The sequence below is a fragment of the Candidatus Nomurabacteria bacterium genome (assembly GCA_023898525.1).
Lineage (GTDB): Bacteria > Patescibacteriota > Minisyncoccia > Phycocordibacterales > UBA918 > OLB19.
In genome coordinates this window covers 118,146-142,924 of the sequence record CP060227.1, presented here as the reverse complement: position 1 = coordinate 142,924, position 24,779 = coordinate 118,146, and the positions used below count along the sequence as shown (strand labels likewise).

General features: G+C 40.7%; 22 protein-coding genes. 20 read left to right on the top strand and 2 right to left on the bottom strand.

What is annotated here, in order from left to right:
• Positions 1–40: 40 nt before the first annotated feature.
• The 11 genes from dnaK (at position 41) to H6779_00495 (ending at position 12,984) form a co-directional block, all read left to right on the top strand.
• On the top strand, positions 41–1,951 hold the full coding sequence (dnaK, locus tag H6779_00545) for a molecular chaperone DnaK (protein ID USN87919.1): 1,911 nt from the start codon (positions 41–43) through the stop codon (positions 1,949–1,951).
• A 61-nt stretch (positions 1,952–2,012) separates the two neighbouring features.
• Entirely contained in the window at positions 2,013–3,077 is a 1,065-nt protein-coding gene (gene dnaJ, locus H6779_00540; protein ID USN87918.1) for a molecular chaperone DnaJ, read from the top strand.
• A gap of 193 nt (positions 3,078–3,270) precedes the next feature.
• Positions 3,271–4,470 (top strand): hypothetical protein, encoded by a 1,200-nt coding sequence (locus H6779_00535; protein ID USN87917.1) that lies wholly within the window; start codon positions 3,271–3,273, stop codon positions 4,468–4,470.
• A 157-nt stretch (positions 4,471–4,627) separates the two neighbouring features.
• Positions 4,628–5,113 (top strand): hypothetical protein, encoded by a 486-nt coding sequence (locus tag H6779_00530; protein USN87916.1) that lies wholly within the window; start codon positions 4,628–4,630, stop codon positions 5,111–5,113.
• 95 nt (positions 5,114–5,208) lie between these two features.
• Complete coding sequence (locus tag H6779_00525) at positions 5,209–5,616, top strand: S-adenosylmethionine decarboxylase (GenBank protein USN87915.1); 408 nt, start codon at positions 5,209–5,211, stop codon at positions 5,614–5,616.
• A 47-nt stretch (positions 5,617–5,663) separates the two neighbouring features.
• On the top strand, positions 5,664–6,542 hold the full coding sequence (locus H6779_00520) for a DUF2156 domain-containing protein (protein ID USN87914.1): 879 nt from the start codon (positions 5,664–5,666) through the stop codon (positions 6,540–6,542).
• Between the two features lie 3 nt (positions 6,543–6,545).
• Positions 6,546–7,463, top strand: coding sequence for an EamA family transporter (locus tag H6779_00515; GenBank protein ID USN87913.1), 918 nt, complete (start codon positions 6,546–6,548; stop codon positions 7,461–7,463).
• A gap of 583 nt (positions 7,464–8,046) precedes the next feature.
• A complete protein-coding gene (locus tag H6779_00510; GenBank protein USN87912.1) occupies positions 8,047–9,624 on the top strand; it encodes a HAMP domain-containing histidine kinase in 1,578 nt (525 codons plus the stop codon).
• Positions 9,625–9,626: 2 nt separating this feature from the next.
• Entirely contained in the window at positions 9,627–10,589 is a 963-nt protein-coding gene (gene trpS, locus H6779_00505; protein USN87911.1) for a tryptophan--tRNA ligase, read from the top strand.
• Between the two features lie 160 nt (positions 10,590–10,749).
• On the top strand, positions 10,750–11,241 hold the full coding sequence (locus tag H6779_00500) for a hypothetical protein (GenBank protein USN87910.1): 492 nt from the start codon (positions 10,750–10,752) through the stop codon (positions 11,239–11,241).
• A 351-nt stretch (positions 11,242–11,592) separates the two neighbouring features.
• Positions 11,593–12,984 carry an aspartate--tRNA ligase gene (locus H6779_00495; GenBank protein ID USN87909.1) on the top strand — a complete coding sequence of 464 codons (1,392 nt, stop codon included), beginning with the start codon at positions 11,593–11,595 and terminating at the stop codon, positions 12,982–12,984.
• Between the two features lie 132 nt (positions 12,985–13,116).
• On the opposite strand, the gene H6779_00490 is transcribed toward H6779_00495, so the two are convergent.
• Positions 13,117–13,263: a hypothetical protein gene (locus H6779_00490; protein USN87908.1), complete on the bottom strand. Its 147-nt coding sequence runs from the start codon at positions 13,261–13,263 to the stop codon at positions 13,117–13,119.
• Between the two features lie 532 nt (positions 13,264–13,795).
• On the opposite strand from H6779_00490, the gene H6779_00485 reads away from it, so the two are divergent.
• Positions 13,796–15,229 (top strand): leucyl aminopeptidase family protein, encoded by a 1,434-nt coding sequence (locus tag H6779_00485; GenBank protein ID USN87907.1) that lies wholly within the window; start codon positions 13,796–13,798, stop codon positions 15,227–15,229.
• A gap of 135 nt (positions 15,230–15,364) precedes the next feature.
• A complete protein-coding gene (locus H6779_00480; protein USN87906.1) occupies positions 15,365–16,105 on the top strand; it encodes a segregation/condensation protein A in 741 nt (246 codons plus the stop codon).
• A gap of 52 nt (positions 16,106–16,157) precedes the next feature.
• Here H6779_00480 and H6779_00475 read toward each other — a convergent pair whose 3' ends face one another.
• Complete coding sequence (locus tag H6779_00475; GenBank protein ID USN87905.1) at positions 16,158–16,790, bottom strand: hypothetical protein; 633 nt, start codon at positions 16,788–16,790, stop codon at positions 16,158–16,160.
• A gap of 148 nt (positions 16,791–16,938) precedes the next feature.
• Here H6779_00475 and H6779_00470 point away from each other — a divergent pair, with 148 nt between their 5' ends.
• From H6779_00470 to H6779_00440, 7 genes are all read left to right on the top strand, one after another.
• Positions 16,939–17,478, top strand: coding sequence for an SMC-Scp complex subunit ScpB (locus H6779_00470; protein ID USN87904.1), 540 nt, complete (start codon positions 16,939–16,941; stop codon positions 17,476–17,478).
• The gene (locus H6779_00465) at positions 17,475–18,494 is read left to right on the top strand and encodes a D-alanyl-D-alanine carboxypeptidase (GenBank protein USN87903.1); all 1,020 of its coding nucleotides are present in this window, start codon (positions 17,475–17,477) and stop codon (positions 18,492–18,494) included. Before H6779_00470 ends, H6779_00465 begins: the two co-directional genes overlap by 4 nt.
• 12 nt (positions 18,495–18,506) lie before the next feature.
• On the top strand, positions 18,507–19,565 hold the full coding sequence (locus H6779_00460; GenBank protein ID USN87902.1) for a hypothetical protein: 1,059 nt from the start codon (positions 18,507–18,509) through the stop codon (positions 19,563–19,565).
• A 75-nt stretch (positions 19,566–19,640) separates the two neighbouring features.
• On the top strand, positions 19,641–20,759 hold the full coding sequence (locus tag H6779_00455) for a cell division protein FtsW (GenBank protein ID USN87901.1): 1,119 nt from the start codon (positions 19,641–19,643) through the stop codon (positions 20,757–20,759).
• 15 nt (positions 20,760–20,774) lie between these two features.
• Positions 20,775–21,887: a UDP-N-acetylglucosamine--N-acetylmuramyl-(pentapeptide) pyrophosphoryl-undecaprenol N-acetylglucosamine transferase gene (locus H6779_00450; protein USN87900.1), complete on the top strand. Its 1,113-nt coding sequence runs from the start codon at positions 20,775–20,777 to the stop codon at positions 21,885–21,887.
• Complete coding sequence (locus tag H6779_00445) at positions 21,871–23,343, top strand: glutamate--tRNA ligase (GenBank protein ID USN87899.1); 1,473 nt, start codon at positions 21,871–21,873, stop codon at positions 23,341–23,343. Before H6779_00450 ends, H6779_00445 begins: the two co-directional genes overlap by 17 nt.
• Positions 23,340–24,653, top strand: coding sequence for a peptidoglycan DD-metalloendopeptidase family protein (locus tag H6779_00440; GenBank protein ID USN87898.1), 1,314 nt, complete (start codon positions 23,340–23,342; stop codon positions 24,651–24,653). The genes H6779_00445 and H6779_00440 overlap by 4 nt, the downstream gene beginning before the upstream one ends.
• The last annotated feature ends 126 nt before the right edge of the window (positions 24,654–24,779 follow it).

Here is a 24,779-nt window from a genome sequence, read left to right as displayed (position 1 = left end):
GAATGTTTAATTATAAATTTTTAATTTAACTACTTATTTTATGGCAAAAATACTTGGAATCGATCTTGGTACAACTAACTCAGCGATGGCTATTATCGAGGCTGGTGAACCAAGCATTATAGAAAACAGCGATGGTAACCGAACCACTCCTTCGATTGTCGCTATCTCTAAGACTGGTGAAAGATTGGTGGGGCAGATTGCCAAGCGTCAAGCGGTAACCAATCCAACTAATACTATTTACGGAATTAAGCGCTTTATGGGTCATACTTATGACGAGGAGGCGGTGCAGAAAGACAAAGAGATTGTTCCGTATGAGGTTAAAAAAGGCGAGGATGGTGGTGCTTTGGTAAAGATGGGTGATAAGGACTATCGACCAGAAGAGGTGTCGGCGATGATTTTGTCTAAACTGAAGGCTGACGCTGAGGCTAAATTGGGTGAAAAAATCACTGAAGCGGTTATTACCGTGCCAGCTTACTTTAATGATACGCAACGTAAAGCAACTCAAGATGCTGGAAAGATCGCAGGACTGGAGGTGAAACGTATCATCAACGAGCCAACAGCCGCTGCGCTCGCGTATGGTTTTAATAAGAAAAAGGAAGAGAAGATCGTTGTCTACGATTTTGGTGGTGGTACTTTTGATGTGACTGTGCTGGAAGTAGGTGACGATGTGGTAGAGGTCCAATCAACTGACGGAGATGCTCACATGGGTGGACGAGATATAGATCAAGGCATTGTGCGTTTCTTGATTGAGGAATTCAAAAAAGACAGTGGTGTAGACTTAAGTAAGGACAAGTTGGCATTGCAGCGACTAGATGAAGCGGCTGAAAAAGCTAAGCATGATTTGTCTTCAACCGCTGAATCCGATATAAATATTCCGTTTATTTCTCAAGGTTCAGATGGTCCCTTGCACATGGATATTAAACTTACTCGTGCTAAGTTAGAGGATATTGCTAGCGAATACATTGACCGCTCTATTGAGATCACTAAGCGCGCACTTGAGGCTTCAGGAGTAAAGAAAGACGAGGTTGACGAGATCATACTGGTAGGTGGGCAGACCAGAATGCCAGCTATACAAAATGCAGTGAAGGAGCTATTTGGTAAGGAGCCAAATAAGAGTGTAAACCCGGATGAGGTGGTAGCGCTCGGAGCAGCCATTCAGGCTGGTATTTTCCAGGGCGATGTGCAGGATATTACTCTGGTGGATGTGATTCCGCTTTCACTGGGTATTGAGACTATGGGCGGTGTTAACACAAAGTTGATCGAAAAAAACACACATATTCCAACCAAAAAACAGCAAGTCTTCTCAACCGCTGCCGATAACCAAACCTCAACCGAAATCCATATCGTTCAGGGTGAACGTCCAATGGCAACAGACAATAAGTCACTTGGTAAATTTGTACTAGATGGTATTCCACCAGCACCACGTGGTGTGCCGCAAGTTGAGGTTACTTTCGATGTTGATAGCAACGGTGTTCTAAATGTGACAGCCAAGGACAAATCAACTGGTAAAGAACAATCAATTAGAATTGAGGCCAACTCTGGTTTGAGTGAAGACGATATTGAACGCATGAAGAAAGAAGCTGAAGAGCATGCTGGTGAAGATGAGAAGAAGAAAGCTTTGATTGAGACACGAAATCACGCTGAGCAGCTTATTTACACCGCTGAAAAATCTCTTAAGGATCATGGTGATAAAGTACCGGCTGAAACTAAGACTGAAATTGAGGATAAGATCAAAGCTTTAAACGAAGTTAAGGGAAATGACGATAAGGCTGCCATAGAGGCTAAGACCGAAGAACTATCCGCTTCGCTACAAAAAATTGGCGAAATAATGCAGAAGGCTAACGAGGCTGCGGCTGAAAAGACCGAAGAGGGGTCTAAAACAGAAGGAACAGCTGAAGATAAGGTTCGTGATGCAGAAGCAACTGAAGAGAAGCCAGAAGACAAAAAATAGTTTTTGCAGGTTTTGTCCACTTGTGACATAATCAGGTTTATTAGAGGCTTAAGTCACGCTTATGAAAGATTACTATCAAATCTTGGGGTTGCAGAAAGGGGCTTCAAAAGATGAGGTTAAAAAAGCCTTTAGAAAATTGGCAGCTCAGTATCATCCAGACAAAAAGACTGGTGACGAGGCTAAGTATAAAGAAATCACTGAAGCGTACGCAGTTTTGGGAGATGAGAAGAAGAAGGCTGAGTATGACAGTTATGGACATGCCTTTAATGGGGCGGCTGGAGGCCAAGGTGGTTTTAACTGGGCGGATTTTCCCGGTCAGGGTGGTTTTGCTGGTGGTCAAGGTTTTGAGTTCGATATCAGTGATATTTTTGAGAACTTTGGTTTTGGTGGCGGGCGTGCCAATCAGGCTCGGGGACGTGATGTGTCAATTGAGATAAACTTAAGTTTCAAGGAAGCGGTTTTTGGTACTACTCGCAAAGTGCTGATTACTAAAAATTCGCTTTGTACCGAATGTGGGGGAAATGGCGCCAAGAAAGGTGCTGGTATGACTACCTGCACCACCTGTAGCGGTCACGGCAAGATTCGCGAAACCAGGCAGAGTATTATGGGTAACTTTACCACTGTACGTGAATGTAGTGTCTGTCACGGTCGTGGCGAAATACCTAAAGAGCGGTGTCCTCACTGTGCCGGAGCTGGCGTGACTCGGGCTCAGGAGGAAGTAGAGATCAAGATTCCAGCTGGTATAGAAAACGGCGAAGTGGTGCGGATGACTGGTCGTGGTGAGGCGATGCCAAACGGCCAGCCAGGTGACCTGTACATAAAGCTACATGTAGAAGCCGATAAAAATATTAGGCGTGAAGGAACTACTTTGCTTACTGATTTGCCGATAAAGCTGACTGACGCGCTCTTAGGCGGAGTCTATAAAGTCACTACGCTCGATGGAACTATGGATCTTAAGGTGCCAGCCGGCATAACTCACGGTGAGCTGCTTAGAATCAAAGATAAAGGGGTGCCAACTGAGCGTGGTCGTGGTGACTTTATGGTGCGCATAAAGATAGAGATGCCGAAAAAGCTATCCCGAAAAGCGGAAAAATTAGTAGAAGAATTGCGAGGGGAAGGGGTTTAATATAAAAAAAGACTCAAGCTTATTATTTTTCTGTGGGTCTCTGTTTTTAATCAACATCGGGGTTCTTACCCGACTTGCCTTTATTGTAAATTAGTGTTATAAATAAAACACCAATGTAGTAGTTGGATTTTGGTTCTTTGATAAATATTTACCTTAAAGGAGGTAAAAAGTGAAAAAATACTTATTATTTTTTTTGTTTTGTCTTTTTCTTATTCTTAATAATAGCAGCTTTGCCGGTCAGGCCAAGGAAGCTAGATTAACTGGTCATATGATATATCCAGTTGATCTGAACCAACCCTGGCAAACCTGTGATAAAAAAGGTTGGGTCTTTGATGGTCATACGTATCATCTGGAATACAACTCGGTTACACATATGAACCGGTTAGGTGTAGATTTGCGTAGCGTGTGTGAAGAGGAAGATAGTATATATTACTTTGTGCAACTACTCATGCCAGGGGATGGGCAGATTGTCTATTATGACTTTAATAGACAAAGTACACCCAAAGAACTGGGAAGAGAGTTTGTTACTAGGCATAGAATACCGTATCTTTCGCATGATGGTGATTACCTGGACTTGCAATTCCATCTGAATATTACCTCGCTGGTAACTGATTATGTTGGTTATCAGTATAGTTTTAAGGATATAGAGATTGGAACAGTAATTGCTGAAATTGCTGAAGCTAAGTTTCATTGGAGCGCTACAAAATACGGGCCTTCTAATATTTCGGTAGGAGTAAATCCTAACCAGCAAACACTGAACCTTTCTATGGTGGCAGGATATTTATCGCCTTTCTTGGTGGTAGATGATCGTGGGAAGACGTTTATCGTCGAGGTACCTACTCCTGGTAGCAAACAAGAATTTGTTATGAAGGGTAATGCACCTTTATCCACTGTCTGGTTTGAGATGGGTGGAGAGCGAAAAACTCCGACCCAAGCAATCAGCGCCGGTTGGATACCACCGAATTGGTTGTCTCATGTACACAACGGGAAGTGGTACAATACAGATATTAAAAATAGTTTTCTGTATGATAGCAATATTTTTGCTGTCACCACTTTACTATCAGGGGTGAAGTTCAAAATCCCAGTGCCTGGTAATAATTACCAGGCAGACAGGGCTAGGAATGACATGATAAACTATGCCTATGATGACGGTAGAGCAAAGAATGTTATTCTGAACGACTGGCTTACTTTTGTTTATCGTCAGGACGTATTTGGTCCCGATTGGGATACTTATGCTATGGCATTTGAGTTCCATGATGGACAGGTAGTCTATGCGGTACAGATTACCTATAAGCAAAACCCGCTACATCGTGTTGTTGCATTCCTTAAATACGATGAGTTTGGCAAGCGTAGGTTTGAGAACGTAAGGGTGTTTATAAATGAGCTCTACTGAATGGGCTCGTATTATATCAAAAGGCTTTGTGGAGATTATTTTTCTTCTTTCTCCACAAAGCCTTTTAGTTATCCCAAACCAATGATAAAAAATGAAGAATGCGTGGTTGAGAGGGAATATAATGTAAGGACGAGCACGAAGTGCTCGCCCTTAGAGCATGGACACCACTGTTATTTTACATTTTTTATCAGAGTCAGCTTATTTGCTGGTGGTATTTTTTGTATTTTTTGCGTTAGCGGTTTTCTCCGGTCGGCAGATGCTTATCAATATTATTGCTGGTCTTTATTTATCACTGCTTCTGACCATCCAATTTCCATACTATGATGTTCTCTTAGGAGATATTGAAAAACCAATTGTCGTGGCCGTCATGAAGCTCATGTTTTTTGTGGTCCTTACTATTTTTGCCACGCTACTTTTCAAACGACTGATGCCGCGTGAATATGATGAGGGTAAATTTGAGAGTTTTTTTAAAAAGATAGTGCTGGCGCTAAGTGCCACTGTTTTGGTAATGATTTTTAGTTTTAATATTTTGCCAGTGACCGAGCTTTTGACTCCGGGTACACCAATCCAATCTCTGTTTGCTCCACAGGAATATTTCTTCGCCTGGATGGTTCTCCCGCTTCTGATTTTGGCTTTTGTGTAAGGCCTAATATTTGGTATTGACAAAATGATAATTATGGAGTATATTTATCATTAAGAAACAGTTACCACTAAAGTGGCTTACAATACGTGTGTCATATGGAAAATAAAACTAATGTTGAACAATTTGGAATTCATCTCATGCTGGACGGGTATGGAGCTGATTTAAGTAAACTTAAAGACAAGGAGTCTCTTTTAGATATGCTTAAAAATATACCTGTAGCAATGGGTATGCATGCGATTTCTAATCCATTGGTAGTGGAAGTAGGTCCGAAAAACCGCAAAGATCCAGGAGGTCTTAGTGGCTTTGTTTTAATAGCTGAAAGTCATTTAAGTTTCCATACATTTCCTAATCGAGGTTTTGTTACTATTGATTTGTACACTTGTCAGAATGAATTAGATTCAGATAAGTTAATTTCGGAATTAGTTACCGCTTTTTGCATTAAAGATTATGAATTCTTTATACAAAAAAGAGGAACAAAGTACCCGGTAAACAATATTTACTAATTCCAGTAAAAATGATTCCACAGTTTCCGAATTTTAAAAAAATAGAATTGAGTGATAAGCCAGAGATTGATTCGTACACCAATAGGTATAAACCTTATTCAGATTTTAATTTCACTAGTTTGTGGTCATGGAGTATTAATAACGAAAGGCAGGTGTCTGTTCTCAATGGTAACCTGGTTGTATATTTCACTGATTACGAGACCAATTACCCCTTTTTGTCTTTTCTGGGTACTAATAGTACTGAGAATACAATAGTAGCGTTAATAAATTGGGCTAAAGCCGAAGGGTTATCGTCAACCCTGAGCTTAGTTCCACAAGAGGTTGTAGATCAGTTGCCGGTAGACACAGAGTTTCTCATCGAAGAAGATATCGATAATTTCGATTACATTTTTGACGTGTCCGAGTTATCGTATCTAGAGGGTCGCAAGTATAAAACAAAAAAGCATTTATCAAGAATTTTTTTAAACAATAATCCAGATGCGGTCTTTGAGGTCTTTAGATATGATGATATAGGAGATGTTAATCGCCTTTTGTTGTTAGTAGAGGATTGGGAAAAAAATAAGATCTCCAATGGTAAGAGCGATGCTAAATTACAAGAGAAGATTGGACTTAAAAGACTTGTGGATACATTACGTAGAGATGAGAATATAGTCATTTCTACATTAACTCTTGATGGTAAAATTAGAGCCTTCAGCATAGACGAAATTCTTGTTGCTGGTTATGCAACATCCCACTTTGTTAAGGCTGATATAACTTACCGCGGTATTTATGAGTTTATGAATGAAAAGATTGCTGAATATCTGCACAAAAATTCAGTTGTCTATTGGAATTGGGAACAGGATCTTGGGGTTAAAGGATTGAGATCAAATAAGCTCAGTTATAGACCAGTTGATTTTTTAAAAAAGTATAAAATAATGCAAACATAAATTATGACTTGGTTTTTTATTGCCCTAATTGGCCCCTTTTTATATGCTCTAACAAATCATCTTGATAAAATATTGTTAGAGAAGTACTTCAAAGTTAGCGGGGTAGGAACATTACTGCTTTTTTCGTCCCTGTTATCGATTTTGGCTTTACCGATCTTGTTCACACTTGACCCTACTGTTCTTTCTGTGGATTTAAAGAGTGCTGTAGCACTTTCGGTGGTTAGTGTTTTAAACATACTGGTTTTACTATTCTACTTCTTGGCCCTAAAGGACGATGAGGCGTCGATAACTATTGTATTTTACCAACTAGTTCCTGTTTTTGGATACATACTTGGATATTTTGTATTAGGAGAGCAGCTAACTACTACGCAGCTGCTTGCAATGGCTATTATTATTTTTGGTACCTCTATTATCTCTATAGAGATAGACAGTGAAAATAATTTTAAACTTAGAAAGAAAACCATAGCTTTGATGACAGCAGCCTCGTTTTTCTGGGCTTTAGGTTCTGTTATCTTTAAGTATGTTGCATTGGAGGAGAATGTTATTAAATCCTTGTTTTGGGAGCACTTAATGCTAACAGTAATAGGTGTAGGAATATTTATATTTATAAAGGAGTATCGCAAGCATTTTATTACCGCTTTTAAACAAAATTCCAGAGCCATTATTTCTCTAAACGTTCTCAATGAAGTTCTGTATATGTCTGGTAATGCAGTGTTTGCGTTTGCTTATATGTTGGCTCCGATATCTTTAATATTGTTAACTCAGTCTTTTCAGTCAATTTTTGTTTTAATAATAGGAATTATCCTGACTATATTTTTCCGAAAAATCTCTGTAGAAAATATTCATGTTAAATACATTTTTCAAAAACTACTGGCTATATTTATAACTGGTATAGGCACATACATATTGCTGTTGTTTTAGTGTTGTGCATTACTTTATGTGTTTTAGTATAGTAGCTTGCTATACTGAGAAATATAGGGTGTAGCAATTATGCACTTTAAAACTAATTATTTTTTTTACATAATACTTATTTTTTTGCTCCTGGCTATTGGGGCATCTTATTATAGATTTGCTGTAATTCTTGATTATCGAGTTTTGTACGAAGCTGATTGTAATCCTGAAATAAATAGCTGTTTTGTGGGCTGTGAGGACGATCTTTGTGAATACTATTACTATTACAATTACGTAGAAAGTAACGCCAGGGTTTTGTCTGAAGTTTGTGGTGAGAACGCTTCTATGTGTGATACATCAATTTTGTGTGATATTGAAGGCAGTGACTGTGTAATCACTTATTGTGATAAGAATGACTTGAGTAACGAATGTTATACGCAATGATGTTTTTTTAATTTATTGATTTATTATGATCTGCTATTTATATCCAGAACCGACCTATCTAATCTTCTCTTCTGATGTTCCTTTATTGTTGTACTATTCGCACATACCAACAATTTTACTCTTTCTATCAATAGGTTTGTATGTGTATTTTAATGATAGACACTCACTTTTGAATAAACTATTACTGTTTATCTCACTTTGTTTTTCTGCCTGGATAACTATAAGTTTAATTGCGTGGACTATCATTAATGCTGAGATTATAGCTTTTATTTGGCCTTTGTTTGGTGTACTTGCTGGCTTGGTATCTATTCTTTGTATATATTTTGTTTACGTATTTTTAAATAAAAAAGACGTTCCATTTTCCTACAAAGTTGCATTTACTCTATTGCTCCTTCCTTTGTTTTTGTTTGCACCTACCGATTTAAGTGTTAGCGGTTTTGATTTAACAAACTGCGATTCATTTGCTTTTGAAGGGATCGCTTATAAGGTGTACTACACTTTACTTGGGGTTCTTGCCATGGTCTGGGTTCTTGTTTTGATGGTTAATGGGTATAGGAGAGAGGTGGAGGAAGATGTGAAGAAGCAAATCCTATATGTGGGAATTGGTATAGAGTTATTTTTATTTCTATTCTTTTCAATAGTTTTTCTAATAACATATTTGGTTAATTTAGGTATATTACCAGATTCTAGGTTAGAGATGTATGGGTTGTTTGGTATGGTAGCCTTTATGTTTTCGATTGCTTTTACGAGTGTAAAATATAAAGCCTTTAATGTAAACTTGGCCGCCCCTGTTGCTTTGGTGATAGGGCTCTGGATTTTTGTTTTCTCTCTTTTATTTATTAGGAAGATTGAAATTGTTCAAGTTATTGTGTCTGTAACTTTATTTTTCTTATTCATCTTCGGTTATGCGTTGATTAAATCGATAAGGCGTGAGATTAGGCAGCGCCAAGAGATCGAACGTTTGGCCAAGCGGCTCAAGCAGGCCAACACCCGCTTGCGTGAGCTGGACAAGCAAAAGTCTGAGTTTGTCTCAATTGCGTCCCATCAGCTACGCAGTCCGCTCACTGTTATTAGTGGCTACGCTTCAATGCTTCGTGAGGGTGGTTTTGGTAAATTGCCAGCCAAGGCAAAAGAATCGACTGAGCGTATTTACCAATCAGCCAGATTGATGACGCAGTCAATAGAGGAATACTTAAACGTATCTAGGATTGAGTCTGGCAATATGAAATACGAGAAGGTTGATTTTAATCTACGTAATGAGGTGGAGCGTATTGCCAACGACTCACGCCAGGAAGCTATTAAACGTGGGTTGTTACTCATGTTTAAAACAGATATGACCACGAGCGGTATTGTAAACGCTGATGTTGGAAAGGTGGTGCAGGCAATTCATAACTTAATCAATAATTCACTAAAGTATACCCCCAAAGGCAGTGTTAATGTTTTGGTGCGTGATGACCAAGTTAAAAAAAGGATTTACGTAGAGGTGATTGATACTGGTATTGGTATGAGTGAAAAAACTTTAAATACCATCTTCCAAAAATTTGAGCGAGCCGATAATGCGCACAAGGTAAATATTCAAGGGACCGGTCTGGGTCTTTATATGGCTCTTAAGATCATTGAAGCAATGGGTGGTACTATTACAGCGTCTTCAGAAGGTGAAGGGAAAGGATCTAAGTTTGTGCTTGAGTTGCCGCTTCTTAAATGTTTTGGTTTTGAGCACCTGAGCTTTTCTGGTAGTATAATCTAATCATGGCAAAAAAGCGTATTTTAACTGGACTCCAGCCTTCGGGAGTTTTGCATATTGGTAATTACTTCGGGGCTTTGAAACCACTGGTTGATCTAACGAATGATGAAAATAATGAAGTCTTCTTAATGGTAGCTGATTACCATGCTTTGACCTCTGTTAAGGATGCAAAGACGTTGCGTGATAACGTTTACCAAATTGTTCGTGACTATCTGGCAGCGGGAGTTGATCCGAACAAAGTTACACTTTTTAGACAGTCTGACAATCCGGATCATACGGAAATGGGTTGGGTACTGAACTGCATGGTAACAGTGCCGTTTTTGATGCAGGCTCATTCATACAAAGATAAAGTTGCTAAAGGTCTTGAAGCAAATGCGGGACTATTTACTTATCCAATGCTGATGGCTGGAGACATTGTGCTTTACGATACCGATTTAGTGCCGGTGGGCGAAGATCAGAGACAGCATATTGAGTATACTCGCGAGGCGGTGACTAAGTTTAATAACACCTACGGGGACGTCTTGAAAGAACCAAAAGAAATGATTGTGAAAGGGGTGGGGGTGGTGCCGGGAACGGACGGACAAAAGATGAGCAAGAGTTATAAAAACACTATTCCGTTATTTGGCTCTTCGGAAGAAATTAAAAAAGCGGTGATGGGCATAGTGACAGATTCTACTGGTGATCGTCCGGAAAATGTCTACAGTATCCACAAAGTTGTTCATGAAGCTACTGGTAAAGACATAGTTGATCTTGATGCTTTGTATGAGGAAAACAAAGGCAAGTACAAGGTCTTGAAGGAATTATTATTTGCCGATATCGAGGCTCTGGTTGCACCAATGCGAGAAAAAAGAGACGGTATAAGTGATGCACAAGTAAAAAATGTTTTGGCCGAGGGAGTAGAAAAAGCACAAAAGATATCGGGACAAACTATGGATAGGGTGCGGGAAGTGATCGGATTAAAACTCTAAACAGGTCGCATCTCCGTTATCTCCTTTGTATTACTTGATTTTAATTAGCACAGGTACCAAACAGCTTTTGGTTGACTATTTTTTAAAATACAGTATAAACTTATCAGCAAAACTTTAAAATCTGTTCTTTTTCCGATTAAACATAGAATGGGGAGGCAAAATGACTGATTGTCAAAGTATATTACTATGTACAGGTTCTTTTGATTTTAATAAACTGAGAGAATTTGTTAAAAAAAATCCGAAAGTAATGTTGTGGTACTTTAGTCATGAATCAAACATAGAGGTGGAGTCAACTGTGGAGGCTGTGGCAACTGAATTTCAGGACCTAAAAGCCTTGTCTAATTACATTTTGCATCAAGTAGGGGGGATTAATGTGCCAGATCAGATTGTAGAAGAATTCAGTAAACTACCTATAGAAATATGTGGTCAACCTATTGAACTGCCATATAATGCTGTTGCTCCAATCAACTTACTTCTTTTGGTGAGTGTTCTTGCCTCGATTGATAGTCAAAAAGAAATTTTACCGAGTCAAAATGTCAAAATTACCTGGTTCATAAAAACCGAAATTCCTTCAAGTCTATCTGGAGTGTTGGAGCGGCTGTTGAAACTATTTCCCAAGGTAAACGCGGAAGTTGAGACCTTACCTGCCTAATTTTTTAGAGCCTGTGACAAAATCACAGGCTCTAACTTTTATCAATTAAAAAGGTAGCAAAATGGTATCATTTGTTATATATTATGAATAAGCCAATGAAGCGGCTGACTACCGCTGAGGTGAGGGAAGAACGGGGTTTAAGGAGCGCGCTTCGCGCGCTCCTTAAAACTCCAAGTAGAACCCTCCGTCTAACGCTCGACACGCGTATCACTTAAGTGCCTAGTTGTCAGAGGTGATAACTAGGAAATAGGGTGGCACCGCGGTTTAAAGAAACCGCCCCTATATTATTTATAAATTGTAAATAATAAGTAATAGGGGCGGTTTTCTGTTCCTAGCTTCAAGTAAATTATTATGGAAAGAATTCTCATTGGTTCACTTAGTGAACATATAGACAAAGAGGTAACGATTAAGGGGTGGGTTGATGTGGCTCGCTTGCAAGGGAAGATGGCTTTCTTTGATTTTCGTGATCGTAGCGGCAAAGTGCAAGGGGTGGTTTTTGGTAAGCCAGAAGTACTAGAAATAGCTAAAGAACTAAAGTCAGAATATGTGGTAGCTGTGACTGGAAAAGTAAATAAGCGGCCTGAAAAGATGGTTAAAGAGGGGGTACAAAATGGTGACATTGAACTTGAGATTACTGGCATTGATGTCTTGGCCGAGTCTGATACGCCACCGTTTGATCTGGGTGAAGATTCTATTAATAAAGATGAAGAGGTACGATTGAAGTATCGCTATCTAGACTTGCGTACCGAGCGTATGCAAAAGAATATCAGAATTCGTAGCGAGTTCGTGCGTCGCTGTCGCAACTTCCTTATGGATCAGGATTTTGTGGAGATTGAAACGCCGATATTGACTGAGTCAACTCCGGAAGGATCGCGAGACTTTGTGGTGCCAAGTCGTCATAATCCAGGGCAATTCTACGCCCTACCGCAGTCACCACAACAATATAAGCAAATGTTGATGACGGCCGGGTTTGAGCGGTATGTGCAGATTGCGCGCGCGATTCGAGATGAAGATTTGCGAGCTGACCGAGGCTATGAGCATACTCAGATTGATGTTGAGATGTCGTTTGTAGAGCGAAATGATGTGATGAGGACAATCGAAGACATGATTACTTCTGTAGTGGAGTCAATGGGCTACACCATAAAGCATAAGCCTTTCCCGGTCGTGACCTACGCTGACTCGATAGAAAAATATGGTGATGATAAGTTTGATCTTAGAACTGAAGAAGATAAGAAAAACGGTGTTCTCGCTTATGCTTGGGTGGTTGATTTTCCTTTTTTTGAAAAGACCGACAAAGGTACTTGGACCTTCTCACACAACCCATTCTCGATGCCAAAAGCTGAGCATCTAGAGTGGCTACTTAAAGGTGAAAACATAGATAAGATACTCACCACACAGTACGACTTGGTGTGTAACGGATACGAAGCTGGCGGAGGTAGTATCAGGGCTCATAAGCCAGAGATACTAGAGGCGGTCTACAAGATAATGGGTAACAGCGAAGAGGAAATGCAAGATAAGGTTGGACACATGCTTGAAGCCTTTAAGTATGGTACACCGCCACATGGTGGAATCGCTCTTGGGGTCGAACGAAATGTTATGAACCTGACCGGTGAGGAAGCCCTGCGTGAGGTACAAGCCTTTCCAATGACCCGCAAAGGACAAACGGCTGTAATGAACGGACCCAAGTCACTCGAGATAGAGCAACTGCTAGAGCTAGGAATCAGTGTAGATAAGAAGAAATAGTAAGGGATGTTTATGTAAATAAAAACGCCGTCTAGACTAGCTGACGGCGTTTTCTAATATAAATAAAATGCCCAGCGAATACATAAAGTATTGCTGGGTCTTTTGGGTTCGTCCTTTCAACAAAGGCGGAGGTTACTGCAGCTTTTTGCTGCGTACAGAACCTGTGCTGTCTTCACCACGACCACTTGTCTCAATTTGCGTTTGATCCTGGTCACCATCTTTTTTCACGATTGGTGTTTGGCCGGTTTGTTGTCCTGTACTTTGCTGTGCTTGATCCATTTGAGAATCTCCTTAAATTTAACAAATTTAAAATCAGGCGCGCTCAAAAACAAAAAATACAAAAGAGCGGGCCACTGGTGAGTATAGCAGTTTAGTTTAATTTGTCACTAGACAAACCTGTGTATAAAACATATTTAATAAATGTCAAATTTCACAAAAATAAAAAATCAGCGCTATTGGACAGCGCTGATAAAGGGCCTCGTCATTCATCGTTATTTTAGGAGAGTTCTGTAAGTTGTTAGTTCTTAACCCTTATAAATAGTACACCTGTATATTTTATAAGTAAATGATAAAAACTGTTAATAAACTATCTTGTCATGATGTCAATTAATCTCACAGGCACCTGTGCTAATTAATTTCTTTAGAAAATAACCGAGGAACGACCTTTTTGTTGTCGCTCACCGATACTCTTTAAGGTGATACCTCCGTTATTTTCTTTATTTTACTTGATTTTAGTCAGCACAGGTGCCCATATTGTAAAAAACTAGCATAATTTGAATTGATACTATAAATAAAATATACTGTTATTCATATGTTAAATGTCACCATTGCGAAAGAAGGTTTAAAAGAATTACCAGAAAAATATGTATGTCTAGTTTTAACTGAAGAATCAGTCACTTATCAGCGTTTGGTTGAGACTTCTAGTGGAATACTTGAATATAGAATGGGAGTAGGGAAATTTGGCAAGGTAACACCACGTACTTACAGGACACTAGTTCGGTCTATTGTTCGAGGGGCTAAGTCTCATCAGGTTGAATATTTAACAATAGACTTTTCTATACTGAAATCGTTTTCGGAGCTCCAAGTACTTGGGGATGATTGGTTAGCGTCAACTCTGGCCGAAAACATTTTGTTGGCGGATTATGAATTTCACACCTATAAGACTAAGAGTAAAAGCAAAAGAGCATTGAAGGAAGTAGTTATCTCTGGTCTTGATACCACTGCTGCTAAGACTGGTTTGGCACGAGGTTTAGTAGTGGGTGAGTATGTAAACAAGGCGCGCGAGATTACTAATACTCCAGCCTGTGACATGACCCCGACTCATTTAGGTGAAGCAGCTAAGCAGCTGGCTAAAGGTACTAAGCTTATAGTAAAGGTACTTGGAGAAAAAGAACTTAAGAAGCTCAAGATGGGTTCTCTACTGGCGGTAGGGCAAGGGACAAAGAGTGAAACTAAGCTGATTGTGGCTGAGTACTGGGGAGCTGGTAAGGTGTCAGGTAAGAAGGTGGAAAAGGATAAACAACCGGCTGTTTTGGTGGGTAAGGGGATCACTTATGATACTGGTGGGCTTAATGTAAAGCCATCAGGCGGGATGCATGATATGCATATGGACATGACCGGTGGATCAACTGTGTTGGCGGCAATCGCTTGTGCTGCCAAACTCGGCCTTAAGAAAAATATAGTAGCGATTGTACCAGCGGCTGAAAACTCAGTCTCTGATGATGCGATGCGGGCCGGAGATATAGTGACCGCCATGAACGGAAAGACGATAGAAGTCCTTCACACTGATGCGGAGGGGCGAATGGTGTTGGCGGATGGATTGACGTACTCAGAGCGCTACAATCCGCGAGTTATCCTCGATGTAGCGACCTTAACAGGCGCGGCTTTGGTGGCACTTGGTCAACACGCTAGTGCGATTATGACCAAGGATGAGGAGTTAGAGCGGAAGTTGCGTGATTTTGGTGAGGAAAGTGGAGATCTAGTCTGGCCGCTACCGTTGTGGGATGAGTACAAGCAGCACATCAAAAGCAGTCGTGCAGATGTAAGTAACATTGCTGCTAACTTTTCCCGTTTTGGTGGCACGATTGAAGGTGCGACGTTTTTGTCATTCTTTGCACCTAAGAATGTGCCATGGGCACATATTGATATTGCACCACGAATGGAAAGTATCCCCAGTGATAAGCTGGCTAAAGGTGCGACTGGCGAGCCGGTACGTCTGCTGGTAAAGTTTTTGGAGAGCTACTAAGCTTCACTCAAAAGAAGCTATCTGCGCTCGTTTCGTATATTTCTCTCTTTAGGAGACGGGAAAAGTAAGGCGCCGCCGACGTAGTCGGCGGCGCCTTACTTTTCCCGCTTTCCATATGCTAATATTATTATAACCATGCAACCGCTCGCCACATCAAACTTTTCCATCAAAACCGACGTTTTCGAAGGACCGTTGGAACTGCTGTTAGATTTGGTAGAAAAGCGTAAGTTGCTTATCAACGATATCTCTCTGGCTGCAGTGACTGACGAATATATGCGTCACGTGAGTGAGATGCAAGAGATGTCCTTGCCCAACACAGCGCAGTTTATATCCCTAGCTGCTACCTTACTCCTAGTAAAGTCCAAGTCACTTCTGCCGGTGCTAGAGCTGACTGAGGAAGAAGAATCTTCGATTGAGGACTTGGAGGAAAGATTGAAACGGTATCAGGTTATTCGTGATGCGGCTGTCTCTCTACAAAACATTTTTGGTAAAAATCGTCTCTATGGGCCTAAGTTTACGGCGCCAGCCACTCCGTTATTTTTACCGGACAAGTACTGTCAGCTATCACAGCTTCACCAAGCTATGATTGATGCGATAAACGGTCTGCCCAAGAAAGAGTCTCCGGCCAAGGCGCAAATCAAGACAGTGATTAGCCTGGAGCAAATGATGCAAAATCTAGAAGCCAGGATTAAGCGTAGTTCCTACTTACGTTTTTCTGATCTTAGTGCCAATGAACCGGAGAAAAAGATGGTGATTGTCAGTTTTTTGGCTGTTTTGGAGTTATTCAAACAGGGTAATCTGATTATTACTCAGAGTCGCCGCTATGATGATATTGAGATAGAGTTGGATAAAAGCCAAACCCCAACTTATTACTAAAAAAGCCGACTGATGTCTCTGACATCAGTCGGTTGTTATCCATTTGTCGGAACTATTTTCCTGGTACTAATACCTGTCCGGTTATGGTCTTTCCATCAAGGGTTTTCATATAAACCATTCCTGGCTCAGGAGGTTTTCTGCAGATGAATTCGTATCTGATTAGATTACCACAAAAAACCATCAATCTCCCCAAAGGTGTGTCGTCATCTATAAAGAAATTACTGGAATTATAACCGTGAGTTCTAGTGTTCCCAGATAATATATCCTGCTTAGAAAAACTATCCCTGACTTCTATGCAAAAATGGTCTAAGGTCGTAGTATTTCTATCGCACTCATTGATTTTAGGTGTAATTTCAGCGATATAAACATAGTGCCAAAATTCACCATCTAATTTCTCAACACCCCATTTGGTTATCCTGTTAAAATCAGACCAGTTTCCACTTTCGCTTACCACTTTAACATCACCACTTAGGCTTCTGCCGTACGTGTTATATTGTTTATTCGGTGAATAATATCCAACTGAATACCCAATAGCTACAAGGAGAGTTGCGAAAATAAATGTAAGTATAGCAGGTTCTACTGGATCAGTTCTGTGTACGTAGATTGCTACAATAAGGGCTATAAATATTATAGACAATAGTGTAAAAGCCTGTCCTGATGCTAGTAAGTTTAAAAGTTTTTTCACATTTTCACCTCGGTATCGTTATGTTAATCAAAGTACTGCTAATCTCTCCCAGTAAAACACGAGCATTCCAGTACGTCAAATATATTGGCGTAAAAAAGATAACATATGCCGGGTAGGTGCCTTATTTTTTATATGTTACAATCACAAAATGCCAATTGATGTGCTAATCGAGGGTTTTTTGTTTTATAAATCGGCTCCCCAAAAAAAGCGGACGGTGATGAAGATTTTTGATATTTCCGAGGAGGACTTTACTACGGCCATGATGACTTTACATGAACGGCTTAAGTCCGGAGCGACACGCGTAATTGAGACTGATCATGATATTCAGTTGGTGACAGCGCCAGAGTTGGCGCCGGTAATTGAAGAGCTACGTAAAAATGAAATGAAGAATGATATCGGTAAAGCGGGTGCCGAAACTCTGGCTATTATTCTATATCAGTCTCCGGTTAGTCGGGGAGAGATTGACCGGATTCGCGGTGTTAACTCATCCTTTATTTTACGAAACTTATTAATTCGCGGTCTGATTGAGAAGGAGAAAGATGTTAAATCAAATCAAACAAAGTTTGTTATTTCCCCAGCCTTACTGGCCGAACTTGGTGTAACCCGCAAGCAGGAGCTACCAGATTTTGCGCAAATAGCTGATACTTTGGAAAAGTTTAGCGCCGATTATATAAAAGAAGATGTATGAATGATGAAGAAAAGTTTGTGATTGAAACCGCTCCTGAACCGATTGAGGAGAAACCCGCTACACGCTTTCCGGTTGTAGCTCAACTGTCGATATTGCTTCTGATCCTTGGTGGTATATTTGCCGGAGTGATAATACCGAAAACAATGACAGCTCTAAATCACGAAGAAGTGCCGCCAATAAAGAATGTGGCCACCTTAACTCCGCCAACTCAGGAGAATAAGGTGCTCCAAAAGATCGATGTAGTTGATATTCAGGCCCAAGCAGCTTTTGTTTGGGATGTTAAAGAGCAGCGAGTCTTGTATCAAAAAAATGCTGATGAAAAACTAGCGCTGGCTTCTATTACTAAATTAATGACTGCTTTATTGGCCTATGAGCTACTAGATGATGATGAGTATGTAACGGTGGGTACAGTGGCTGCTAGCCAAGAAAGTGGCGGGAATTTAAATGAAGGAGAGGTGTTCAACATTCGTGATCTTGCCGACTTTGCCTTAGTGTCCTCGTACAATAGTGCGGCTTATGCTATAGCTAATTCGGTTGGAGCTAAGCTAGGTGATGGAGATGCTGTGGCTCAATTTGTAACAGCTATGAATCTACGAGCCAAAGAACTTGGATTCACGGATTTAAGCTACTTAAACCCAACCGGTCTTGATCTCTCAGCCGGTGAGGCTGGGGCTTATGGGACAGCTCGTGATGTTTCTTTTTTAATGGAGTATATACTGACTAATTACCCAGCTATATTAGCTCCAACTATATCTGATCATGCAAAAATTTATAATTTAGCTGGTGAATATCATGAGGCTAAAAACACCAATAATATTGTTGATGAAATTCCTAATTTAATTGGTTCTAAAACAGGGTACACTGATTTGGCGGGCGGTAATCTGACCGTGGCTCTAGATATTGGTTTTGCTCATCCGGTAGTTATTACAGTACTCGGTTCAACTATAAGCGAACGGTTCAGTGATGTGCAAAAGTTGATTGAGGCTGTGCAGGGAACAGTAGTTAAGTCAGAATAAATTAGATCAAGTATGGATATAACTATTATAAAAATTCTATTTCCCGCTGTGTTGTCCTTCGCTATTGGTATACTGATAACTCCAATAATCACTCATTATCTCTATAAGCATAAGGCTTGGAAGAAAGAGGGAGGGAAGACAGCGCTTGGAGGACATGAAGCGGTTGAATTCAATCGTCTCAAGGGTGATCACGAGACAAAGACCCCAAGAATGGGTGGTACAGTGATCTGGGGGAGTATCTTTCTCACTATTGGAATGTTGTTTATCTTTACCTTAATGAGTGATGATAAATTTTTCTCAGACCTATTTTTTCTAAGTCGCTCACAAACATGGATACCGTTTACGGTTTTGTTTATTGGAGCAGCAATTGGTTTTTTGAATGATTTTTATGATATTCAACACGGCGGGAAGGGGGTTAGGCTATCGGTACGACTAGTGTTTATCAGTATATTAGCCGCGTTTATTGGTTGGTGGTTTTATGCCAAGCTGGGTGTAACCACTATCGGTCTGCCATTTTTTGATCCAATCTACGTTGGGGTCTTGCTAATTCCTTTTTTTGTGTTGTTGACAAACGCTTTGTATGCTAGTGGAGTAATTGATGGTATCGATGGTTTATCAGGTGGAGTTTTTGCTATCATCTTTTCTGCTTACTCTGGTGTGGCTATATTGCAGTCGCAATATGACCTAGCAGCTTTTTGTGCGATGGTTACCGGTGCTATCTTAGCTTTTCTTTGGTTTAATATACCACCGGCTCGCTTCTGGATGACGGAAACCGGCTCAATGGCTCTGACTTTGACTTTAGCGGTAGTGGTCTTGATGACTGATCAATTGGTCGATGGATACGGCATATCACTCTTTCCGATCATCGGTTTTTTGCTCGTGGTAACAGTCTTGTCGAATGTTATACAGGTGACTTATCGTAAGTTTACCGGTAAAAAGTTTTTCAGAATTGCTCCCTTACATCACCATTTTGAAGCGATTGGTTGGCCTTCATACAAGGTAACAATGCGTTACTGGATTATTGGTATGATGTGTGCCGCACTTGGTTTGATTATACTAACTTTAGTTTAATTTATTTTTTGATCACTAGATTTATTCGAAAATTTTTATTTGATTGAGGTTCTAAGTGTTTTATAATAAACGTCAATGAAAAATTCCTCACCAAAGACAGTTGATCCGATTCTGTTAATTCTGATTGGTGTTTTGGTAGTGTTGGGCTTTTTTATTTTTACCTCAGCCTCCCTAGGTCTTTTGGCACGAAATGGTGCTAGTTTTGGGTCAGTTGCATTTAGCCAATTCTTCTTTGGTATTGTTGGTGGGGGATTGGCACTACTTATCACTAGTCATATATATTATCGACACTGGCGAAAATACGCTTTTTATATTTTTGTGGCCAGCATACTTTTTACCTTAGCGGTTTTTATTCCCGGTATAGGTATGTCGCATGGTGGAGCGACTCGTTGGCTTGACCTTGGTATTACAACTGTCCAACCGTCGGAGTTTCTTAAGGTTGGGTTTGTGATTTACGTGGCTACTCTATTATCTGGTCTTCATAAACAGATAGATTCCTGGCGCTATGGAGTGCTGCCATTTGTGGCAGCTGTGGGTATAGTTGGTTTGGTAATGTTATCACTCCCAGACACAGACACTTTCTTTTTGATGGCACTATCAGGCATGGCGATGTTTTTGACGGCTGGGGCTAATTGGAAACATATTGGAGTGATGGCGTTGGGGGGATTGATTTTGATCACCATTGTGGTTTCAATGCGCCCGTATTTGATTGACCGCCTAACCGTTTTTCTGCATCCTGAAGCTGATCCTTTAGGTAGTGGCTACCAGATTCAGCAGTCCTTGATTGCGGTTGGTTCAGGAGAGGTAACAGGGCGTGGTTACGGTCAAAGTATCCAGAAGTTTGAGTATTTGCCCGAACCAATTGGAGATTCTATTTTCGCTGTGTACGCTGAAGAGTTTGGTTTTATCGGCTCTTTACTCCTAATATCCATTTTAGCTTTGTTCACTTTTCGAGGCTTTAAAATCGCCACCCAAACCAATGATTTGTTTGGCGTGTTACTGGTGGTTGGTTTTATGACTTTGATTGTGAGTCAGGCTTTTTTAAATATCGCTGCCATGATTGGTTTGTTTCCACTGGCTGGGTTGCCTTTACCACTTATTAGTCATGGTGGGACGGCTATGCTCGTTACTTTGGCGGTTTTGGGTATTGTGTTAAATGTGTCAAAGTACCGCATCAGTAAATCACGGGTATGATAAACTAATCTACATATGAGAATAATGTTTGTAGGTGGTGGATCTGGTGGGCACTTTAATCCACTTATTGCAATCGCTGAGGTTTTGAATAATTCTCCCAAAAAACCTGATTTGTATTATATTGGTCCTGATCCTTACGATAGTGAGGCTCTGGAGCGGCTTAACATTAGGTACGTAAAGTGTCCGGCTGGTAAACTAAGGTTATATTTTTCAGTCAATAATTTCCTTGATCCTTTTAGAACTTTTTTTGGTATATTCGTAGCTATCTGGAAGTTGTTTTTGATTTACCCTGATGTAATTTTTAGTAAAGGGGGGTTCACTAGCGTACCTGTTACATTAGCAGCTTGGTTCCTTAGGATACCGGTGGTTATACATGAATCAGATGCTGTTCCGGGTCGAGCCAATAAGTTGGTACGTAACTTTGCTGAATATATTGCGGTTTCTTATCCTGAAGCAGCGCAGTTTTTTCCGAAGGAAAAAACTGCGCTGGTCGGCATCCCGGTACGAACCAGTACTCTAACCAATACAGCTGATCCGTATACACTTCTTAATATTCCAAGTGATCTCCCAATTATTTATGTGACCGGTGGTTCACTAGGTTCAGAACGTATTAATAATGTAATCCTACGTGTGTTGGATGAGTTATTACCTAAGTATCGAGTTTTTCATCAGACCGGTGCCCGCAATCAAGACGAGCTTTTGGTTACAGCCAAGGCGCTTATTACTGACCCTGTTCTTCAAGAACGTTACTATTCTGTTGGTCACATTTCTTCAGAAATGGTCGGAGCTATCATGAGTGTAGCTTCTGTTATCATAACTAGGGCCGGAAGTACAACTTTATTTGAAATTGCGCTTCATGGTAAGCCGAGTATTGTTATCCCAATCCCTGAAGACATTAGTCGTGATCAGCGTAGCAATGCCTATGCTTACGCCCGTTCTGGTGCCGCTACGGTAATTGAAGAGCACAATATAACCGAGACCTTGCTTCTAAATGAAATTGGCTCTATTATGGAGAATCAAGAGCAGTGGAATAAGATGAGTCAAGCGGCTTCTAATTTTGCAATACCAAACGCTGCTGAAAAAATATCAGATATCCTAATAAAAATCGGAGATGAACACGGATCCTAAAACTGACAACCACAAAATAGTTACGCGTTTTGCCCCGTCTCCAACGGGCTTTATGCATATTGGTAGCGCTCGTACGGCTCTTTTTTCCTATTTATTTGCCAAAAAGCATAATGGAACTTTTATTCTCAGGATTGAAGATACCGACAAGAAGCGCGAGGTGGCTGATTCCATAAGTCATATTAAAGAGACTCTTACTTGGCTCAATATTGAATGGGATTATGGACCAGACAAACCAGGGCCATTTGGTTCGTGCATACAGTCCGAAAGACTAGATGTCTACCACCGCTACGCCAAAAAACTGGTTGATAGGGGATTAGCTTACCAGGATCCCTACACCGCGGAAGAAATCGAAGCTTTTAAGACTCAGGCTAAAGAAGCCAAAAAACCTTTTTTATTTAGAAATCATAGACCAGACGTCTTGCCGGCTTGGGATAAAACAAAGCCACTTCGCTTAAAGGTACCGGAACTAAAACGCTACACCTGGCAAGATGCTGTCCGAGGTGAATTGTCGGCGGGGGAGGAAATGTTGGATGATATTGTCCTTATTAAAAGTGATGGGTATCCTACTTACAACTTTGCACACATAGTTGACGATTTCGAGATGGGTGTTACTCACATCATGCGGGCGGATGAGTTTATTGCCAGTACACCAAAGTTTTTAAGCATCTACGATGCTTTGGAGATACCGTACCCAGTCTTTGTCACTCTGCCACCGATACTCAGAGATGATAGAACCAAAAAGCTGGGCAAGCGAGATGGGGCGAAGGATATTTTTGAATATCGAGATGAAGGTTTTTTGCCAGAAACAATGGTGAATTTCTTAGCGCTTACCGGCTGGAATCCAGGAACTGAACAGGAGGTCTTCACGTTTGATGATCTGGTGGCTGCGTTTGATGTTACAAAGATTCAAAAAGCCGGCGCTGTCTTTAATGAAGAGAAGTTGCTTTGGATGAACAAGCAGCACCTAGCTAAACTGAGTGATGATGAAGTATATGCTTACGTTAGTAAGGCTCTACCTGATGAACTTAAAGTAATGGCAGGTTACTCGGAAGACATTTTAAAGAAACTGGTTCCGACTATAATGGAAAGGGCTCATATAGCCGCTGAGATTAGTGAAGCAGCAAAAGCGGGGGAGTATGATTTTGCTTTTGTAACTCCAGCGTACGAGACTGATATCTTGAAATGGAAAAAGGATAATGATGTAATAGAGGCTCTGCCGAGACTTCAAAAAGCTCTAAATTTGCTCAAGGAAGCCGATTTTTCGACGCCAGATAGCGTTAAAAATGATCTTTGGGACTATGCAGAAGAGGTTGGTAGGGGAGAGTTACTTTGGCCGCTTAGAGTCGCCTTATCGGGCCGAGAGAGGTCGCCAGACCCTTTTACTATTGCCTATATAATCGGTCGTGAAGAAACTCTAAAGAGAATCTCTGTCGCTTGTGATAAAATAAAGCGGTGAAGTTACAAAAAACAGTAACCGCTTTTTTATTTGGTCTATTTTTAGCCCCGCTTTTTTGGTTTTCTTTACCGCTTGTTCACGCTCAGACTTCCGAGCTGGAAAAATTAAAACAGGATATTCAAGATAGAGGATCGCGCTTGGCGGATATAGAAAAAGAAATTGCCAAATTTGAGTTGCAGCTTATGGAGGTGGGGGCAGAGAAGCAAAGTCTTCAGAAAGCTATCAATCAGTTAACTTTGGAACGCAAGAAAGTACAAGCAGAAATTTCACGTACCGAGACACTCATAAGCTCTACGGATTTAGAAATAAACAAGCTTATTTTAGAAATTAGTAAAACTGAGAAGGATATAGATACTAACAAAGAAGCGATAGCGGAGATTATTCGGGCTCAATACAAAACCGAAGACCTTACTCTAGTTGAACTCTTACTTAGAAATAAGAAATTTTCAGAATTTTGGAATTCACTCGAGGCTCATAAGTCGGTGCAAAACAGTATGGCAATAAAGGTGGAAGAGTTAGTCTCGTTACATAAATTGCTTGACGAAAAAAGAGAGGAGAGTACCCAAAAACGCAATGATCTTAAGTCCCTACACTCCCAATATAAGGATCAAAATGTAGTATTGACCAACAACCAAGCCGAGCAGGCTGATTTGTTGGAGGTTACCAAAAATGAAGAAAAAAATTACCAGCAGCTGTTAGCAGAAAAGCAGCAGGCGAGGGAACAGATCGTAAAAGAGATTCGTGACTACGAAACCAAGCTTAAATTCTTCCTAGATCCAAACAGTGTGCCAACACCGGGTACGGCAGTGTTTGCTTGGCCGTTAAAAAATATCATCATTACTCAATACTTCGGCGGGTCTGAGTTTGCCAAGCGTAACCCTGGTATCTATGGTGGTCGAGCTTACCACCCCGGTATCGACCTTAGCGCACCACGAGGGACCGCTATCTACGCACCGCTTTCTGGTACAGTGCGCGCGACTGGTAACACTGACATCGTCCCCGGTTGTTATTCGTGGGGTAAATGGACACTAATAGACCACGCCAACGGTCTGTCTACACTTTATGCTCATCAGGATGTACAGAGTGTCTCACCGGGCCAAAAAGTAACAACCGGAGACATTATTGGCTACACTGGTAATACCGGCTTCTCAACCGGCCCACACCTTCATTTCACTGTATACGCCAAGGATGGTGTAAGTGTACGTAAGTTCAACGAGATCAAGACAGTAACTAGCTGTGGACCAGCTTCTACACCGGTCGCTGCCTCTGATGCTTATCTGGACCCAGTTTTGTACCTACCACCGCAGTAGTAAAAGTAACGGCGGCTTTACAACCCACCAAAATAATGTTATAAATAAAGCACTTTTCACAACCATTCAAAGAGGAGGGAAGGAAAGTGAAAAAAAGTACTTTGATAACGTTAACCGGTTTGTTGG

Excerpts from the sequence above, each read along its gene's own strand:
- H6779_00455 (USN87901.1), top strand. The coding sequence starts at position 19,641 with ATGAAAAATTCCTCACCAAAGACAGTTGATCCGATTCTGTTAATTCTG.
- H6779_00495 (USN87909.1), top strand. The coding sequence starts at position 11,593 with ATGGAAAGAATTCTCATTGGTTCACTTAGTGAACATATAGACAAAGAG.
- H6779_00525 (USN87915.1), top strand. The coding sequence starts at position 5,209 with ATGGAAAATAAAACTAATGTTGAACAATTTGGAATTCATCTCATGCTG.
- H6779_00530 (USN87916.1), top strand. The coding sequence starts at position 4,628 with ATGGACACCACTGTTATTTTACATTTTTTATCAGAGTCAGCTTATTTG.
- H6779_00445 (USN87899.1), top strand. The coding sequence starts at position 21,871 with ATGAACACGGATCCTAAAACTGACAACCACAAAATAGTTACGCGTTTT.
- H6779_00460 (USN87902.1), top strand. The coding sequence starts at position 18,507 with ATGGATATAACTATTATAAAAATTCTATTTCCCGCTGTGTTGTCCTTC.
- H6779_00500 (USN87910.1), top strand. The coding sequence starts at position 10,750 with ATGACTGATTGTCAAAGTATATTACTATGTACAGGTTCTTTTGATTTT.
- H6779_00470 (USN87904.1), top strand. The coding sequence starts at position 16,939 with ATGCCAATTGATGTGCTAATCGAGGGTTTTTTGTTTTATAAATCGGCT.
- dnaJ (USN87918.1), top strand. The coding sequence starts at position 2,013 with ATGAAAGATTACTATCAAATCTTGGGGTTGCAGAAAGGGGCTTCAAAA.
- H6779_00465 (USN87903.1), top strand. The coding sequence starts at position 17,475 with ATGAATGATGAAGAAAAGTTTGTGATTGAAACCGCTCCTGAACCGATT.
- H6779_00485 (USN87907.1), top strand. The coding sequence starts at position 13,796 with ATGTTAAATGTCACCATTGCGAAAGAAGGTTTAAAAGAATTACCAGAA.
- H6779_00490 (USN87908.1), bottom strand. The coding sequence starts at position 13,263 with ATGGATCAAGCACAGCAAAGTACAGGACAACAAACCGGCCAAACACCA.
- trpS (USN87911.1), top strand. The coding sequence starts at position 9,627 with ATGGCAAAAAAGCGTATTTTAACTGGACTCCAGCCTTCGGGAGTTTTG.
- dnaK (USN87919.1), top strand. The coding sequence starts at position 41 with ATGGCAAAAATACTTGGAATCGATCTTGGTACAACTAACTCAGCGATG.
- H6779_00480 (USN87906.1), top strand. The coding sequence starts at position 15,365 with ATGCAACCGCTCGCCACATCAAACTTTTCCATCAAAACCGACGTTTTC.
- H6779_00450 (USN87900.1), top strand. The coding sequence starts at position 20,775 with ATGAGAATAATGTTTGTAGGTGGTGGATCTGGTGGGCACTTTAATCCA.
- H6779_00515 (USN87913.1), top strand. The coding sequence starts at position 6,546 with ATGACTTGGTTTTTTATTGCCCTAATTGGCCCCTTTTTATATGCTCTA.